Genomic DNA, 14,448 nt, shown 5'->3' on the forward strand with positions numbered 1-14,448 from the left:
ATCCGTCGACGGCGTGAGCCGTGCGACGCCGCGCCGGCCGGCGCGCCCCTGGGACCGCCGGGCGCGTCGGCCGGCGCTCGTGCAGCTCTGGTGGACGCTGCGCGACTACGCCACGCGCGTCTGGGACAACTCCGGCGAGGACAACGTCTTCTTCCTCGCCGGCGGGATCGCGTTCAACCTCCTGCTGACCGTCGTCCCGTTCGCGCTGCTGCTCGTCACGGGGCTCGCGTACCTGCTGAACCAGTCCGCGGAGTCGTCGACGCAGACGGTGTCGCAGCTGCTCGACCAGCTGCTCCCCGGCACGCTCACGGCCGGCCGGGAGCTGATGCACGGCGTCATCGGCGAGGCGATCGCCACGCGCGGCCGCGTCGGCGTCCTCAGCGCCGTCGGCTTCATCTGGTTCAGCACGCGCCTCTTCGGGTCGCTGCGCAGCGTGCTCGCCGACGTCTTCGACATCGAGCAGGAGCGCGGCATCGTCGCGGGGAAGATCTTCGACGTCCAGATCACCATCATCTCGACGCTGCTGGTGGTCGTCTACACGGCGCTCTCCGCCTACCTCGCGATCGCCACCACGCGGGGCGTCGCGATCCTGCAGCGCGCCGGCGTGCGCTCGGACCTCATGGGCGCGTTCGAGTACTGGGTGGGGCGCGGCGTCGCGTTCGCGTTCATCGCGGCGATGTTCTACGGCCTGTACAAGTACCTGCCGAAGCGCCGCATCCGGTGGCAGTCCGCGCTGCTGGCGGCGATGTTCGCGGGCGCGGGGCTGGAGCTCGCGAAGGCCGCGTTCGGCGCCTACATCCGCTCGTTCGATCCGGGGTCGCTCTACACGGGGACGCTGGCGGCGTCGGTGATCGTCGTGTTCTGGGTCTACTACGCCGCCCTCATCTTCATCCTCGGCGGCGAGGTGGGGCAGGTCTACGAGCTGCGGCGCACGCGGCGCCTCCAGCGCGCGGTGCTCGAGGACTGAGGCGCCGGCGCCGGCCCCGGCCGGCGATCTCCTTGTGCCGCCGGCACTTCAGCGCCGAAAGCCGAGTTCGCCGGGGTGGCCCGAAGGTTGCCCTTACCGGCCGCGCCACCCACCCACAGCCCAGGAGGCCACCGTGCGCAAGCTCGCTCTCGTCCTTTCCGTCGCCGCCGCCACGACCCTCGGCGCGTGCAAGAAGACCGGGGAAGGGGAGTTCCAGGTCAAGACGCCCGACGTCGACGTCAGCACCGACACGACGACGATCAAGACGCCGACCGTGGACGTCGGCACCAAGGTCGACACGATCAACACGCCGGTCGTCGGCACCAAGAAGGACACGCTGATCATCGATCGTCCGACCGCCGGCACCAAGCAGACCGAGGTCAAGGTCCCGACGGTCGACGTCAAGCGTCCGTGATCGACGCGTAGATCGACGCGTAGGCTTCCTCGATCGGCTGTAGCACGCGCGGCCCGCATGATCTGCGGGCCGCGCGTGTTTAGCTTGCCGCCATGCCGACGACCAACGCCTCCGCCGCTGCACGCATCGACCTGCGCAGCGACACCGTCACGCGCCCCACGCCCGAGATGCGCCGCGCGATGGCCGACGCGGAGGTGGGCGACGACGTCCTCGACGGCGATCCGACCGTCCAGCGCCTGGAGGCGCGCGTGGCCGAGCTGCTGGGGAAGGAGCGCGCGTACTTCTTCCCGAGCGGCACCATGGCCAACCAGGCCGCCGTGTGGCTGCTCGCGCGCCGCGGGACCGAGGTGCTGCTGGACGCGGAGTCGCACCTGATCCAGTGGGAGCACGCGGGGCTCGCGGCGCTCGCGGGCGTGCAGATCCGTGCGGTGCCCGCCGGCGCGGGACGCCGCGTGATGGACGCTGCCTCCCTCGCGGCGACGATCCGCCCGCCGTCGCTGCACGCGCCGAAGGCGAGCCTCGTCTGCTTCGAGAACACGCACAACGGCGCGGGCGGCGTCGTGACGTCGGCGGCCGATCTGCTGGCGATGGCGGAGGTCGCGCGCGCGCACGGGCTGCCCGTGCACATGGATGGCGCGCGCCTGTGGAACGCGGCCGTCGCCACGGGGACGCCGATCTCGCACTTCGCCGACTGCGCCGACACCGTCATGGTCTCCTTCTCGAAGGGACTCGGCGCGCCGGTGGGCGCGGTGCTCGCCGGATCGTCCGACGCGCTGGCCGACGCGTGGGTGGTGCGCAAGCGGATGGGCGGCGGCATGCGGCAGTCGGGCATCCTGGCCGCGGGCGCGCTGCACGGGCTGGAGCACCAGTGGCCGCGCCTCGCGGACGACCACGCGCGCACGCGCGCGCTCGCGGACGCGATCGACGGCGTCGGCGGCGCGCGGGTGGTGCCGCCGGACACGAACATCCTGATGGTCGACCTGCCGCACCCGGTGGTGCCCGCGGTGGTGGCGCGCGCGGCCGCGCAGGGCGTGCTGCTCTCGCCGTGGACGACGACGCGGCTGCGCGCGGTGACGCACCGCGACGTGGACGACGCGATGGTCCACCGCGCGGGCGAGGTGATCGTCGCCGCGCTCGAGGCGGAGCTGCACGCGGCCGCCTCGGCCTGACGCACGCGGGCGGATGGGCGAATGCGACGAGGGCGCCGGGACATCGTCCCGGCGCCCTCGTGCGTCATCGGTCGCCTGCGTCGCTCAGGGGCGCGGCTTGGCCGTGCGCCCGGATCCGGAGGACGAGCTGCCGGACGACGAGCCGCCGCTGGACTGCGAGCCGCCGCTCGAGCCCGACGACCCGCCCGACGAGCTCCCGGAGCGCGTGGTGGCGCGCGGCGTCGCGCCGGGCGTCGCACTGCCGGAGCTGCCGCCGCGCGTGTAGCCGCGGCCGTTCACCGCGCGCGCACGCTCGGTAGGCGCGGCGTTGGGATCGCGCACGACGACCACGACCGGCACGCTGCCCGGGAACCATCCGCTGCCGTAGAAGCCGTTGCCGTAGTACCCGCCGTAGTAGCCGTTGCGGTAGTAGCCGTTGTTGTACGCGTTCCAGCCGTACGCCCCGTAGCCGAACGGGCTGCCGTACAGCCACACCGACGGCCCGACGGTCTGACCCGGCAGGCGCGCGTCGCTGGACGCGAGCGTGCGGCGCTCCTGGTCGCCCGTGGCCGGGTTGAGCGCGAAGACCTTCGGGTACGAGAGCGCCACCATCACGTCGATCACCCGCTCGGGCACGCCGCGGTCGGCGAGGCGCGCCAGGCGGCGGGCGTCGAGTGCGAAGCCCTGCCCGCGCGCGGCCAGCCACGCCTCCACGACGGGCGCGTCCGACAGCCGGACGGCGTCCGCGACCTCCTCGGTCGTGATCGGGGCGCCGAGGGCGAGGCGGACCTCCTCGTCGCGGCGGGACGCTGAGAGCGCGGCCGCGACGTCGGCGGGCAGGGCGCTGCTCGCGGGGGCGGGCCGGAAGCGCGTGACGCGGACGCCCGCGCCGGTGCCGACGCTCGCGCTGCGGACCTCCAGCCAGTCGCCATCGGGCGCGAAGGCGAGGATCCCGCTGGACGCGCGGGTCACGCCGCCCGCGCAGGTCGCGGCGCTGCGGAGGTGCAGCCGCCGGCCGTCGGCGGACCACTGCGCCTGCTCCCAGCCGTCGCAGCCGTCGATCTGGCGCGGCTGGCGCGCAGCGGTGGCGTCCAGGCGATCGCGCGACGCGACCTTCCCGTCGGCGACGGTGAGCACCTCGACGCCCGTGCCGCCCGTGGCCGGCACGACGCAGTTGAGCGGGGCGTTCATCGGGACGACACCGCTGGCGTCGACCGGGGACCAGCAGCCCAGCCAGGCGCGCCAGCGCGGGTCGGCGCCGGTGGCTTGGGCGTTCGCGACGCCGGCGCCGGCCAGCACCAGGGCCGCCGCGCCGAGCACGTGGCGGAAGGGAGTTGCCATGCGCATGGGGGATCTCATCAGAAGCGGAGGGAGAGCCCGGCGGTGGCGACGAGCCCCGACAGGTCGATCCGATCGAAGTTCGTGAAGTCGTCGCTCATCGCCGCGCGCGCCCAGGTGTAGCGGGCCTCGGTGGAGAGCGCGACGTGCGGCGAGAGCGAGAGCTCGACGCCGGCGAGGCCGTGGGCCGTCGGCGTCCAGCCGGAGGAGCGGAGCGTCGCCGGGAAGACGTCGAGCGTCTCCTCGTCGACGAAGTCGCCCTCCTGGGAGAAGCGGTACCAGAGCGCGCCGCCGCCCGCGCCGACGTAGGGCGCGACGCGGCTCGGGATCCAGGCGAAGCGCCCGATCGAGCGGCCGCGCGGCGTGAGGTACGCGCGCACCGAGGCGGTGATCGGAGTACGCGCGAGCGCCGTCGTCTGCTCGATCGGGAGGTCGTCCTGATCGACGAAGCGGCGGAACTCCGACTTCGCGCTCGAGCGGGCGTGGCTGGCCCCGAGCACGACGTCGACGCGGTCCGACAGGTTGATCGACAGATCCACGCCGACGTTGAAGCCCGTGAAGGCGTTCGAGCCGAGCGTCAGCCGCTCGCGCGCGAAGTCGAACACCTCGCTGTTGCCGAGGGCGCGATCGACGCCGCCGCGCAGCGTGATCGCGCCGATGGGCGGCCTGAAGAGGAAGCCGTCGCCGCCCTGCTGCGCGCCGGCCGCCGGCGCCAGGGCGAGGACGGCGGCGAGCGCCAAGCCGGCCCTGCGTGCGACTCCGGGGGCGCGTGATCGGGTCATCGACGCCTCTCCGGCGTGCGGGTCGTGAGCGTGCCGCGCCGTCATCGGCGCGCCCAGCGGGTGGAGCATCCCTCGGGCCGGTCCGTGACGCTGGTCACGAACGCATGCTCCACGACGAGGCGATCGCGCACGGGCTTCGGATGCTGCGCTCAAGTTGCTACGAATCAAGGGTTTGCGGTGTCGTGGCGCGCTCGCGTCTGTCCCGCGCTGCTGCCGCATCGACGCCGCAGGACACCACGAGCGTCACCCGCGGTGGGCAGCCGGTGTCCACGCCGATGGGCGGTCCCCGCGCGCGCCCGCCGCTCGCTCAGTGATACGGCGGCGGCTTGAGAATGGTCCCCGCGCGGGCTAGCTTGCGGGTGCTCCAGGTCCCGGAGGGCGTGAGCCCGCTAACCGCGTCAGGACCCCGCAGGTAGCAGCGCCGTGTGGTGTCTCGCGTTGCTCCGTCAGGCCTGGAGTATCCGGCCGGCGATCGCCCTCAGGGCGATGCCGGCCGGATCTGCGTTCCGGACGCACGCTCGCCGGCCGACCGGTACCAGTAGCCCACGGCCAGCAGGAACGCGCCGACCAGCAGGTAGCTGCCGACGCGCAGCCCGACCGACCGCAGCTCCGATGCCTGCGCCAGCGCCTTGAGCGCCGCGTAGATCGCGAGCGCGAGCCCGACCTGCCGCGCGCCCGCGACGCGCCGCGCGCGACCGACGGCGAGCGCCGCGACGCCCGCCGCGGCGAAGTAGCCCACCAGCAGGAAGGTGGAGAGCTCGGGCGAGCCGGCGCGCGCGAGCTCCTCGCGCCCCCACGCCAGCGCCGCCAGCGCGGGGAGCGCCGCGAGCGCCGTCCGCTCGCCACGCGTGAAGACCGCCGCGCCGTCGCGCCGCACGCGCCAGGCGAGCACCGTCAGCGCCACCACCACCGCCGCCGCGGCGAGCGACGCCGACGTGAGGAACGGCGCGTACGCGAAGGCGGGACGCTCGCTCAGGAGCATGGCCGCGCTGGCCGCCGCGAGCCCCGCCGCGGCGAGGCTCGGCAGCGCCGCGAGCCGCTGCCGCACGGGCCCGAGCAGCAGCGCGCACGCGGCCGCGTACGCCGACAGCGCCACCGTCTTCAGCACCACCCGACCCTCGAATCCCAGCAGCGGCGCGATCGCGCCCGCCAGTCCCGCCGCCGCGACGTGCGCCCCGAGCAGCGGCGACGCCGACGCGTGTGGACGGCGAGCGGCCAGCCCCGCGGCCAGCGCGGACCCGGCGGCCCACGCCAGCGCGACGAGTCCTCCCGCGGGCGAGGTGGCGTCGGGCAGCGCGAGCAGCGCGGCCACGAGCAGCGCGAGCGGCAGCGCGAGGCCGCCGAGCACCGCGTCGCGCCGCGCGCCGCGACTCGGCGGGCGATCCACGGGGACCAGGCACCGCACCGCGACGAGCGCGCCCAGCGTGGCGGCGAACGCGTACGCGGCGAGCATCGGCGCGCCGAGCCGCGTCGCCAGCGCCAGCGTCGTGATCGCGCCGAGTGCGGTCGTGAGGTGCATGAGCGCGACGCCCGCTCGCCGCGCGCGGCCGGGCAGCGCCAGGGGCACCACGGCGCAGGCGAGCGCGAACAGCACCGGCAGCTCGCGTCGCAGCTGCCACGCGGGGAGCCAGATGCCCGCGGGGTTGCCGATCGCCGCGACCGCCGTCGCGTCGCGCAGCAGCGCGCTCGCGAGCAGCGCCCCGCCGATCCCCAGCACGCGCGCGGCGAGCCGCCAGCGCACCGGCCGCGCGTGCGCATCGGTGTCGTTGCCGTGCGGCAGCGCGAGCACCCCCGCGCTCAGCACCAACCAGCCGTACGGCGCGAGCACCATCGCGTGACCCGTGTCGGCGCCCGTGACGAACGGCGCGACTACCGCGCCGCCCACGCCGACGACGAACAGCGCCTGGTCGCGCTCCCGCCACGCCAGGAACGCGACCGCGCCCGACGCGGCCGCCGCGATCGCCAGCGCGACGCCGGCCGACACCAGGCCGAGCGCTGGACCCGCGCCCCACGCGTCCACGTGCACCGCCGCCAGCGCGAGCGCGAGCAGCACGTCGCCGAACCGGCGCGTGCCCGTGCCGCCGCCCTCGTCGCGCACTCGCAGCCGCCAGCCGCCGGCGGCCAGTGCCGCGGCGCCCACCGCGCCGAGCGCGACGCGCGTCGTGGGCGTGAGCGTGACGGCAGCGATCGCCCACGTCAGGAACGCGCCGAGGCCCATGAGGATGAGCAGCACCGCGAGCGCCACGGTGCCGTAGCGGCCGACGAGGGCCTCCAGCTCCGCGCCGTCCGCCGGCACCGGGCCGAGTCCGAGCCGCATCGAGAGCGTGCCCAGGCCGCGCCGCAGCGACCAGGCGCGCCGCGCCGATGTCGAGGGCGCGCGACGCACGACGGACGGCGCGGCGGGCGGCGCCTGCGATGCACGCAGCGCCGCGACCTCGCGCTGCAGCTCGGCGACGGTGCGCTCGAGCTGTGCGAGGCGCTCGGAGTCGGGCGGGAGCGTCAGCGGAGGAACCGCTCGGCCAGCTGCGCGAGCCGGTCGTCGCCGGCGGCGCGCGCGCGCAGCAGCAGTGCGCGCACCGGCGCGTGCAGGCGCGGCTCGCCCCAGTAGTAGCCGGTGGCCTCCTCGGCGCTCGCGGTCTCGCCGGCGCGCGCGGCCTCCAGCAGCGCGGCCGCCGCCGCCTCGTCGAAGCGCGGGTCGTCGCGGGCGGGCAGCCCGTAGCCGCGGCGCGGCGTGGCGCCGCCGGCGTCCTCGTTCACGAAAGCGCGGGACATGCCCAACGGTGGTGCACGGGGCGGGCCGCCGCCAGCGTCGCGCTGCACAGGTGTCGCGGACGCGCGCCGCGCAAGCCGCTGGCGACGCGCCGGGGCGGCCGCGAGATTCCGGCGTCGGCGCCGACCGACCCCGGCCGCCGCGCGTCGCGGCAGCACCGGGCCGCGCTCAGCGCCGCGCACCGCGTCTCCCGCCGATGTCCCTCGCCCTCGCGCGCAAGTACCGCCCCAAGAACTTCGCCTCGGTGGCCGTGCAGTCGCACGTGTCCAACACGCTCAAGGGGGCGATCGCCCGCGGGCGCGTGGCGCACGGCTACCTGCTGTGCGGGCCGCGAGGCACGGGCAAGACGACGCTCGCGCGCGTGCTGGCGATGGCGCTCAACTGCGAGGTGCGCGGCGCGAAGGCGGACGGCGAGCCGTGCGGCACCTGCGCCAGCTGCCTGCGCATCTGGAGCGGCAGCTCTTCGCTCGACGTCGTGGAGCTGGACGCGGCGAGCAACCGCAGCGTGGACGACGCGCGCGAGCTGCGCGAGCGCGCGATGTACGCGCCCACCGGCGACGACCGCTACAAGGTCTACATCGTCGACGAGGCGCACATGCTCACGCGCGAGGCGTGGAACGCGCTCCTCAAGATCCTCGAGGAGCCGCCGCCGCGCGTCGTGTTCGTGTTCGCGACCACCGAGCCGCAGAAGATCGCGCAGCTCGCGGCGCCGATCCTGAGCCGCCTGCAGCGCTTCGACCTGAAGCGCATCGGCCCGGCCGAGATCCGCGAGCGGCTGGCCGCGGTGCTCGACGCGGAGGGCGTCGCGTACGAGCCCGATGCGCTGGGCATGGTCGCGCGCGCCGCCGACGGCGGCCTGCGCGACGCGCTGTCGCTCACCGACCAGGTGCTCTCACTCGGGGAGGACGCGCACGTGACCGCGGCGCGCGTGCAGGAGGCGCTCGGCCTCGTGCCGGAGGACGAGTACCTCGCGGTGCTCGACCTCGTCGCGGAGCGCCGCGCGGGCGACGTGTTCGGCGCGGTCGCGCGGCTCGCGGAGGCGGGCATCGACTTCTCGCTCTTCCTCACGGGGCTGGGCGACATGCTGCGCGCGCTGCTCGCGCTGTCGCTGGGCGGCGCCGTGCCCGAGCTGAGCGAGCGCGCGCGCGAGGCGCTCGCCGCGCGCGTGGGCGCGCTCACGCCCGCGGACCTGCTGCGCATGCTCCACGTGCTGGTCGAGACGGAGCCACGATTCCGCAAGAGCGGACAGCAGCAGCTGCTGCTGGAGACGCTGCTCGTGCGCTTCGCCCTGCTCGATCGCAGCGTGGAGCTGGAGTCGCTGCTGCGCGAGCTGGGGAGCGGCGGCGGTGGCGGTGGTGGCGGTGGTGGCGATGGTGGCGGTGGTGGCGGCGCGCCCGCAATGCCGCCGCGTCCACCCGCGCGTCCCGCGCCCGCGCCGGCCGACGAGGCGCGCCGGCCGGCGCCGCCGGGCGCGAGCCTGCGCGCCGCGTTCGACGCCGCGGTGGCCGAGCAGTCGCAGGTCGTGCAGCGCGCCGCACCCGCGGTCGCCGTCGCCGATCGTCCTGTCGAGCGTCCCGTCGATCGTCCCGTCCCGACGCGACCGGCGCCCGTCGCGGCACCCGCGCCCAGTGCCGCGCCGAGCGCCGTCGCCGACGCGCCGCGCGGCCCGACGATGGACGTCGCGGTGCTCGCCGAGCGGTGGGACCAGGTGGTCGACTTCGCGCGCGCGGCGCGGCCGCTCATCGGCTCCGCGCTCGCGGACGCCCTGCCCATCGCGGTCGCGGCCTCAGGCGCGGTGACGATCGAGCTGCAGGAGGCGAACCCCGCCTACGTGCAGGCGCTCGAGAGCGCGCGCGACGACGTGCTGGTCGCGGTGCAGCGCGCGCATCCCGGCGCGACGCGCGTGATCGTGCGGGCGCCCGAAGCCAGCGGCGCGCCCGCCGAGCGGCTCACGACCGAGACGGTGCGGGCCGAGCGCATGACCGCGCTGAGCCGGCGCGATCCCGTCCTCGGCGCAGCGATCGACGCACTCGACCTCGATCTGCTCGAATAGGCGGAGGACGATACGGCGCAGAACGAGAAGGCGGAGAACGGAACGGCGCGATACGGTGGAGCGGAATCGCGCCTGAAGGTTCGAGCTGCCAGCGTCCGCCCTTTCGTATCACGCCTCACCGACTTCCGCCGTTCCGTTCTCCGCGGTCACGTCTCTCGCATTAGGTTTTCGGTCATGGATATCATGAAGCTCATGCAGCAAGCCCAGGAGATGCAGGGGCGGCTGCAGCAGATCCAGGACGAGCTCGCGCAGCGGACCGTGACCGGCACCGCCGGCGGCGGCATGGTCACCGTCGAGGCGGACGGCAAGGGCGCGGTGCGCTCGGTGAAGATCGACCCGAGCGTCGTCAGCGCCGACGACGTCGCGATGCTCGAGGACCTCGTCACCGTCGCGGTGCGCGACGCGCAGGCGAAGGCGAAGGCGCTCGAGGAGGCGGAGATGGGGAAGGCGGCCGGCGGGATGAACCTGCCGTTCCAGCTCCCGTTCTGAGCCGGACGCGCCGAGTCCCGACGTCGCCGTGTCCGCGATCGACGAACTGGCCGCCGAGCTGTCCAAGCTGCCCGGCATCGGCCGCAAGACCGCGCTGCGGCTGACGTACTACCTGCTGAAGCAGCGCCCCGAGCAGAGCCGCCGTCTGGCCGACGCGCTCACGACGCTGGCCGAGCGCGTGCGCCCGTGCGCCGAGTGCTTCAACCTCACCGAGGAGGAGCGCTGCGCCGTGTGCCGCGACCAGCGGCGCGACCGCAGCGTGATCTGCGCCGTCGAGGAGGCGTCCGACATCGGCGCCATCGAGCGCACGGGCGAGTACCGCGGGCTCTATCACGTGCTCGGTGGGCGCCTGTCGCCGCTGGACGGCGTGATGCCCGAGGACCTGACCATCGACCGCCTCGTGACGCGGGTGCGGGACGGGGAGATTCGCGAGGTGATCGTGGCCACCAATCCGAGCCTCGAGGGCGAGGCGACCGCGCTGTACGTGCAGCGCCAGCTGGCGGGGCAGGTGAGCGGCGTGGCCGTCACCCGCATCGCGCGCGGCCTGCCGGTGGGCGGGGACCTGGAGTACGCCGACGGCGTGACCATCGCCCAAGCCATCGCCGCGCGGAGGGAGATGTGAGGCGGCGTCGCGCGCGGCTCCTCATCGACGATGGGCCGGGCGTGTTCGAGCGCCGCCGCAACGAGCGCCGCGACCACGACCGCCGGATGCGCCGCCGCCGCGAGGAGGACGCCGGCGCCGGGGCGCTGGCGCTGCTGGCTGCCGGATTCGCCGGTGGGCTGGTGCTCGGGACTGCCGTCTGGGCGGGGATGCTCGATCGGAGCCGCCAGGGGCTGTTCAGCCGCCAGCCGGTGCGCCGATTCGCGGCGGTGAGTTACCTCGCGACCCGTCCGAGCGTAGATACGGCGAGGCTCCTCCGCGACTACGTCCGGTGGGAGCCGCTCCCTCTGCTGCGGCGGCGGGGCCGGCAGGCCCTCGCTGCGGTGGAGGCGTCGCTCGCGCGCTAGCGGGCCGTCCTCGTCGCCCGCCGGCGCGGGCGGCCCGGACCTCCTTCGCTTCTCGGCATGCCCCCTGGTGCGGTCAGCTGGTCGTTCACGGACGACGACTTCCAGGCGATCAGCGGATCGCTGCAGCGGTTCCTGTACGACTCGAACGCGCGCTGCGCCCTGCTCGTGGACCGGGCCGGGCAGCTCGTGGCGACCGTCGGCGAGCCGCCCGCGTTCGACGCGACCGCGTTCGCCTCGCTCACCGCGGCCGACTTCAGCGCCAACGACCAGCTCGCGAAGCTGATCGGCGAGAAGGACTTCACGACCCTGTTCCACCAGGGCGAGAAGGAGTCGATGTTCCTCGCCGACGTCGCGCGGCGGATCATCCTCGTCGTCCTGTTCGACGACCGCACGACGCTCGGCCTGGTGCGCCTGAAGCTCAAGGGCGTCGTCGACGAGCTGGCGCGCCTGTTCGAGACCGTGTTCGCGCGCGGCGCGACGCCCGCCGGTGCCGCCGGCGGCTCGGGCGCGCGCGGCATGACCGGCGCGCTCGGCGCCGAGCCGGCGCCCCTCGACCTGCTGGCCGGGGCCGAGGACGAGATCGACCGACTCTTCTCCTGAGGGCCGGCCGATGTCGATGATCAACTACGCGTCGCGCGAGATCAACTGCAAGATCGTCTACTACGGCCCGGGCCTCGGCGGCAAGACGTCGAACCTGGAGTTCGTGTACGAGAAGGTGAGCCCCAACACGCGCGGGAAGCTCATCTCGCTCGCGACCGAGACCGAGCGCACGCTCTTCTTCGACTTCCTCCCGGTGGACCTGGGCGAGATCCGCGGCTTCCGCACGCGGTTCCACCTCTACACGGTGCCGGGGCAGGTCTACTACAACGCCTCGCGCAAGCTGATCCTGAAGGGCGTGGACGGCGTCGTGTTCGTGGCCGACTCGCAGGTCGATCGCGCCGAGGCGAACATGGAGTCGATGCAGAACCTGTACGACAACATGGCGGAGCACGGGTACGACCTGACCCGGATGCCGTTCGTGCTGCAGTACAACAAGCGCGACCTCCCGAACGCCGCGCCGCTCCCCGAGCTGGAGGCGATGCTGAACCCGGGCTGGGAGGTCACCGAGCCGGCGAAGCAGAAGCCGTCGGAGAACCCGTTCCGCCCGGGCGTGCCCCTGGTCGAGAAGCTGCCGACCGGCGAGTGGTGGGAGCGCGTGCCGAGCTTCGAGGCGGTCGCGACGACGGGCGCGGGCGTGTTCGACACGCTGAAGGCGGTCTCGAAGCTCGTGGTGCGGGCGCTCGGATGACGGACGGCACGGGCCGGTCCGCCAGGCCGCGGGCGGACCGGTCCCGTCGCCCCCGGCACGCCGGTTATCTTCCCGGCCGACGCCACGCTCATCCCCGCCCGTGAACCTGCCGAACGCGATCACCGTCGCACGCATCGCGGCCGCGCCCTTCATCGCCGTCCTGCCCTTCGTGCCGACGGCGACGGCGCGGATCGCGGCGTTCGTGCTGTTCATCGTCGCGGCGGTGACGGACTACTGGGACGGCCACCTCGCGCGCACGCGCAACCTGGTGACCGATCTCGGCCGGCTGCTCGATCCGCTCGCGGACAAGCTGCTCCTGGTCGCGACCTTCGTCCCCATGGTCGTGCTGATGGGCGGGCCGCTCCTGCGCCCGCTGAGCAGCCTCCCCAGCGCGCGCCCCGGGTTCGCCTTCATGACGCCGGTGGGCTTCGTCGGGCTGCCCTGGTGGGTCGTCGCGGTGGTCGTGGGGCGCGAGGTCTTCATGACCGTGTTCCGCCAGATCGCCGCGCGGCGCGGGCTTGTCATCGGCGCCATCGGGCCCGCGAAGTGGAAGACGGGCTTCCAGTCGACGTGGGTGGGCGCCGCGTACTTCTGGTTCTTCGCGCAGACGCTCGCCCAGCGGTCGGGCTGGGAGGGCACCGCGGGCTGGCGCGCGTGGGCGTACTTCAACGGCATCGCCGGCGCGCTGGCGATGGTCGGCGCGGTGGGGCTGACGCTCTACTCGCTCGCGCTCTACCTGCACCGCTACGGCGGGATCCTGCGCGCGCCCGCGCCCGCGCGGCGCTGAGCGGCGGCCGGGCACGCGCCTCGCGGGCACTCGGCGCGCGGCGGCGCGGTTAGCTTACCGCCATGCGCATCGAGATCCTCACGATCGGCGACGAGCTGCTGCTCGGCTTCACCATCGACACGAACGGCGCGCACCTCGCGCGCGAGCTCGCATCGGTCGGCATCGAGATCGTGCGGCGCAGCTCCGTGGGCGACGGCGCGGAGGACATCGCGGCCGCGGTGCGCGAGGCGCTCGACCGCACGGGCGCGGTGATCACCACCGGCGGGCTCGGTCCCACCGCCGACGACCTCACCAAGCCGTCGATCGCCGCGCTGTTCGGCCGCGCGATGGTGATGGACGCCGAGCATCTCGCGTGGCTGGAGGAGCGCTGGCGCACGCGCTTCGGCGGCGAGCTGCCGCACTCCAACCGCCAGCAGGCGCTGATGCCCGAGGGCGCGCGCAAGCTCGTGAACCGCCACGGCTCCGCGCCCGGCGTGTGGCTCGAGGACGAACGCGGACGCTGGGTCGCGATGCTGCCCGGCGTCCCGCGCGAGATGCGCGGCATGCTCGCCGACGAGCTGGGACCGATCCTGCGCGAGCGCGCGGCGCGCGAGCAGGCGGCGCGCGGCGCGACGGGCGAGCCGACCGTGGTGCGCTCGCGCACGCTGCGCACGACGGCCATCGCCGAGAGCGCGATCGCGGACCGACTCGGCGACCTCGCGCGCGGCATGGACGGCCTCTCCCTCGCGTACCTGCCCGGGCACGAGGGCGTCGACCTGCGGCTCACCGCGCGCGACCGCACCGCCGCCGACGCCGACGCGGCGCTGGCGCGCGGCATCGACGCGCTGCGCGCGCACGTCGCGCAGTGGGCGTACGGCGAGGACGCGACCGACATGGCGCAGGTGATCCTCGAGCGCTGTCGCGCGGACGGCCTCACGCTCGCCGTGGCCGAGAGCTGCACGGGCGGCCTGCTGGGCGCGCGGCTCACGAGCGTGCCGGGGTCGAGCGACGTCTTCCTCGGCGGCGTCATCTCGTACGCGAACGCGGTGAAGGTGGACGCGCTCGGCGTGCCGGCCGAGATGCTGCGGGAGCACGGCGCGGTGAGCGAGCCGGTGGCGGCGCGGATGGCGCGCGGGGCGCGCGAGCGGCTGGGCGCGCGCATCGGCGTCGCGATCACCGGCGTCGCGGGGCCCGGCGGCGGCACGGAGGAGAAGCCCGTGGGCACGGTGTGGACGGCCGTCGACGTCGACGGCGAGGTCCGCACGCACCGCAGCGTGTTCATCGGCGACCGCGCCGAGATCCGCTTCCGCGCGAGCCAGTTCGCGCTGGAGCTGGTGCGTCGGACGCTCGCACGTCCCGCGGCCGACTAGCCCCCGCTCCGCACCCTTCGCGATCTTCCGCGATCGCCCGAATCCTGCCGGATC

At 74.8% G+C, this 14,448-nt stretch carries 15 protein-coding genes and 1 other RNA gene; 12 read left to right on the forward strand and 4 right to left on the reverse strand.

The annotated features are described in order from the left end of the window. Positions 1 to 13: 13 nt before the first annotated feature. The 3 genes from rosag_RS13765 (at position 14) to rosag_RS13775 (ending at position 2,551) form a co-directional block, all read left to right on the forward strand. The gene (locus rosag_RS13765; RefSeq protein WP_284350719.1) at positions 14 to 967 is read left to right on the forward strand and encodes a YihY/virulence factor BrkB family protein; all 954 of its coding nucleotides are present in this window, start codon (positions 14 to 16) and stop codon (positions 965 to 967) included. A gap of 133 nt (positions 968 to 1,100) precedes the next feature. Beyond that, a complete protein-coding gene (locus rosag_RS13770) occupies positions 1,101 to 1,382 on the forward strand; it encodes a hypothetical protein (protein WP_284350720.1) in 282 nt (93 codons plus the stop codon). 92 nt (positions 1,383 to 1,474) lie between these two features. Beyond that, a complete protein-coding gene (locus rosag_RS13775) occupies positions 1,475 to 2,551 on the forward strand; it encodes a threonine aldolase family protein (RefSeq protein WP_284350721.1) in 1,077 nt (358 codons plus the stop codon). Positions 2,552 to 2,635: 84 nt separating this feature from the next. Here rosag_RS13775 and rosag_RS13780 read toward each other — a convergent pair whose 3' ends face one another. Together rosag_RS13780 and rosag_RS13785 are read right to left on the reverse strand one after the other, a co-directional pair. Then, positions 2,636 to 3,871, reverse strand: a complete 1,236-nt coding sequence (locus rosag_RS13780; protein ID WP_284350722.1) for a hypothetical protein — start codon at positions 3,869 to 3,871, stop codon at positions 2,636 to 2,638. A 17-nt stretch (positions 3,872 to 3,888) separates the two neighbouring features. Further along, positions 3,889 to 4,608 (reverse strand): outer membrane beta-barrel protein, encoded by a 720-nt coding sequence (locus tag rosag_RS13785; RefSeq protein WP_284350723.1) that lies wholly within the window; start codon positions 4,606 to 4,608, stop codon positions 3,889 to 3,891. Between the two features lie 405 nt (positions 4,609 to 5,013). On the opposite strand from rosag_RS13785, the gene ffs reads away from it, so the two are divergent. Next, positions 5,014 to 5,110: signal recognition particle sRNA small type (ffs, locus tag rosag_RS13790), an RNA gene on the forward strand. 18 nt (positions 5,111 to 5,128) lie between these two features. Here ffs and rosag_RS13795 read toward each other — a convergent pair. Then, positions 5,129 to 7,036 carry a DUF2339 domain-containing protein gene (locus rosag_RS13795; RefSeq protein ID WP_284350724.1) on the reverse strand — a complete coding sequence of 636 codons (1,908 nt, stop codon included), beginning with the start codon at positions 7,034 to 7,036 and terminating at the stop codon, positions 5,129 to 5,131. A 113-nt stretch (positions 7,037 to 7,149) separates the two neighbouring features. Continuing rightward, positions 7,150 to 7,422, reverse strand: coding sequence for a hypothetical protein (locus tag rosag_RS13800; protein WP_284350725.1), 273 nt, complete (start codon positions 7,420 to 7,422; stop codon positions 7,150 to 7,152). 194 nt (positions 7,423 to 7,616) lie between these two features. Between rosag_RS13800 and dnaX the strand changes: the two genes are divergently transcribed. From dnaX to rosag_RS13840, 8 genes are all read left to right on the forward strand, one after another. Then, positions 7,617 to 9,473 carry a DNA polymerase III subunit gamma/tau gene (gene dnaX / locus rosag_RS13805; protein ID WP_284350726.1) on the forward strand — a complete coding sequence of 619 codons (1,857 nt, stop codon included), beginning with the start codon at positions 7,617 to 7,619 and terminating at the stop codon, positions 9,471 to 9,473. 174 nt (positions 9,474 to 9,647) lie between these two features. Then, complete coding sequence (locus tag rosag_RS13810; RefSeq protein WP_284350727.1) at positions 9,648 to 9,962, forward strand: YbaB/EbfC family nucleoid-associated protein; 315 nt, start codon at positions 9,648 to 9,650, stop codon at positions 9,960 to 9,962. Between the two features lie 28 nt (positions 9,963 to 9,990). Next, complete coding sequence (gene recR, locus rosag_RS13815) at positions 9,991 to 10,584, forward strand: recombination mediator RecR (RefSeq protein WP_284350728.1); 594 nt, start codon at positions 9,991 to 9,993, stop codon at positions 10,582 to 10,584. Then, complete coding sequence (locus rosag_RS13820; RefSeq protein ID WP_284350729.1) at positions 10,581 to 10,970, forward strand: hypothetical protein; 390 nt, start codon at positions 10,581 to 10,583, stop codon at positions 10,968 to 10,970. The genes recR and rosag_RS13820 overlap by 4 nt, the downstream gene beginning before the upstream one ends. Before the next feature lie 57 nt (positions 10,971 to 11,027). Further along, a complete protein-coding gene (locus rosag_RS13825) occupies positions 11,028 to 11,570 on the forward strand; it encodes a roadblock/LC7 domain-containing protein (protein ID WP_284350730.1) in 543 nt (180 codons plus the stop codon). Between the two features lie 10 nt (positions 11,571 to 11,580). Then, positions 11,581 to 12,258 carry a GTP-binding protein gene (locus rosag_RS13830; RefSeq protein WP_284350731.1) on the forward strand — a complete coding sequence of 226 codons (678 nt, stop codon included), beginning with the start codon at positions 11,581 to 11,583 and terminating at the stop codon, positions 12,256 to 12,258. A 100-nt stretch (positions 12,259 to 12,358) separates the two neighbouring features. After that, the gene (locus rosag_RS13835) at positions 12,359 to 13,045 is read left to right on the forward strand and encodes a CDP-alcohol phosphatidyltransferase family protein (protein ID WP_284350732.1); all 687 of its coding nucleotides are present in this window, start codon (positions 12,359 to 12,361) and stop codon (positions 13,043 to 13,045) included. Positions 13,046 to 13,107: 62 nt separating this feature from the next. Further along, a complete protein-coding gene (locus rosag_RS13840; protein WP_284350733.1) occupies positions 13,108 to 14,394 on the forward strand; it encodes a competence/damage-inducible protein A in 1,287 nt (428 codons plus the stop codon). Positions 14,395 to 14,448 lie beyond the last annotated feature (54 nt).

It is taken from the genome of Roseisolibacter agri (assembly GCF_030159095.1).
Taxonomy (GTDB): domain Bacteria; phylum Gemmatimonadota; class Gemmatimonadetes; order Gemmatimonadales; family Gemmatimonadaceae; genus Roseisolibacter; species Roseisolibacter agri.

Coding starts and splice junctions, on each gene's coding strand:
- rosag_RS13775 (WP_284350721.1), top strand. CDS start 1,475: ATGCCGACGACCAACGCCTCCGCCGCTGCACGCATCGACCTGCGCAGC.
- rosag_RS13780 (WP_284350722.1), bottom strand. CDS start 3,871: ATGGCAACTCCCTTCCGCCACGTGCTCGGCGCGGCGGCCCTGGTGCTG.
- rosag_RS13800 (WP_284350725.1), bottom strand. CDS start 7,422: ATGTCCCGCGCTTTCGTGAACGAGGACGCCGGCGGCGCCACGCCGCGC.
- dnaX (WP_284350726.1), top strand. CDS start 7,617: ATGTCCCTCGCCCTCGCGCGCAAGTACCGCCCCAAGAACTTCGCCTCG.
- rosag_RS13810 (WP_284350727.1), top strand. CDS start 9,648: ATGGATATCATGAAGCTCATGCAGCAAGCCCAGGAGATGCAGGGGCGG.
- rosag_RS13825 (WP_284350730.1), top strand. CDS start 11,028: ATGCCCCCTGGTGCGGTCAGCTGGTCGTTCACGGACGACGACTTCCAG.
- rosag_RS13830 (WP_284350731.1), top strand. CDS start 11,581: ATGTCGATGATCAACTACGCGTCGCGCGAGATCAACTGCAAGATCGTC.
- rosag_RS13840 (WP_284350733.1), top strand. CDS start 13,108: ATGCGCATCGAGATCCTCACGATCGGCGACGAGCTGCTGCTCGGCTTC.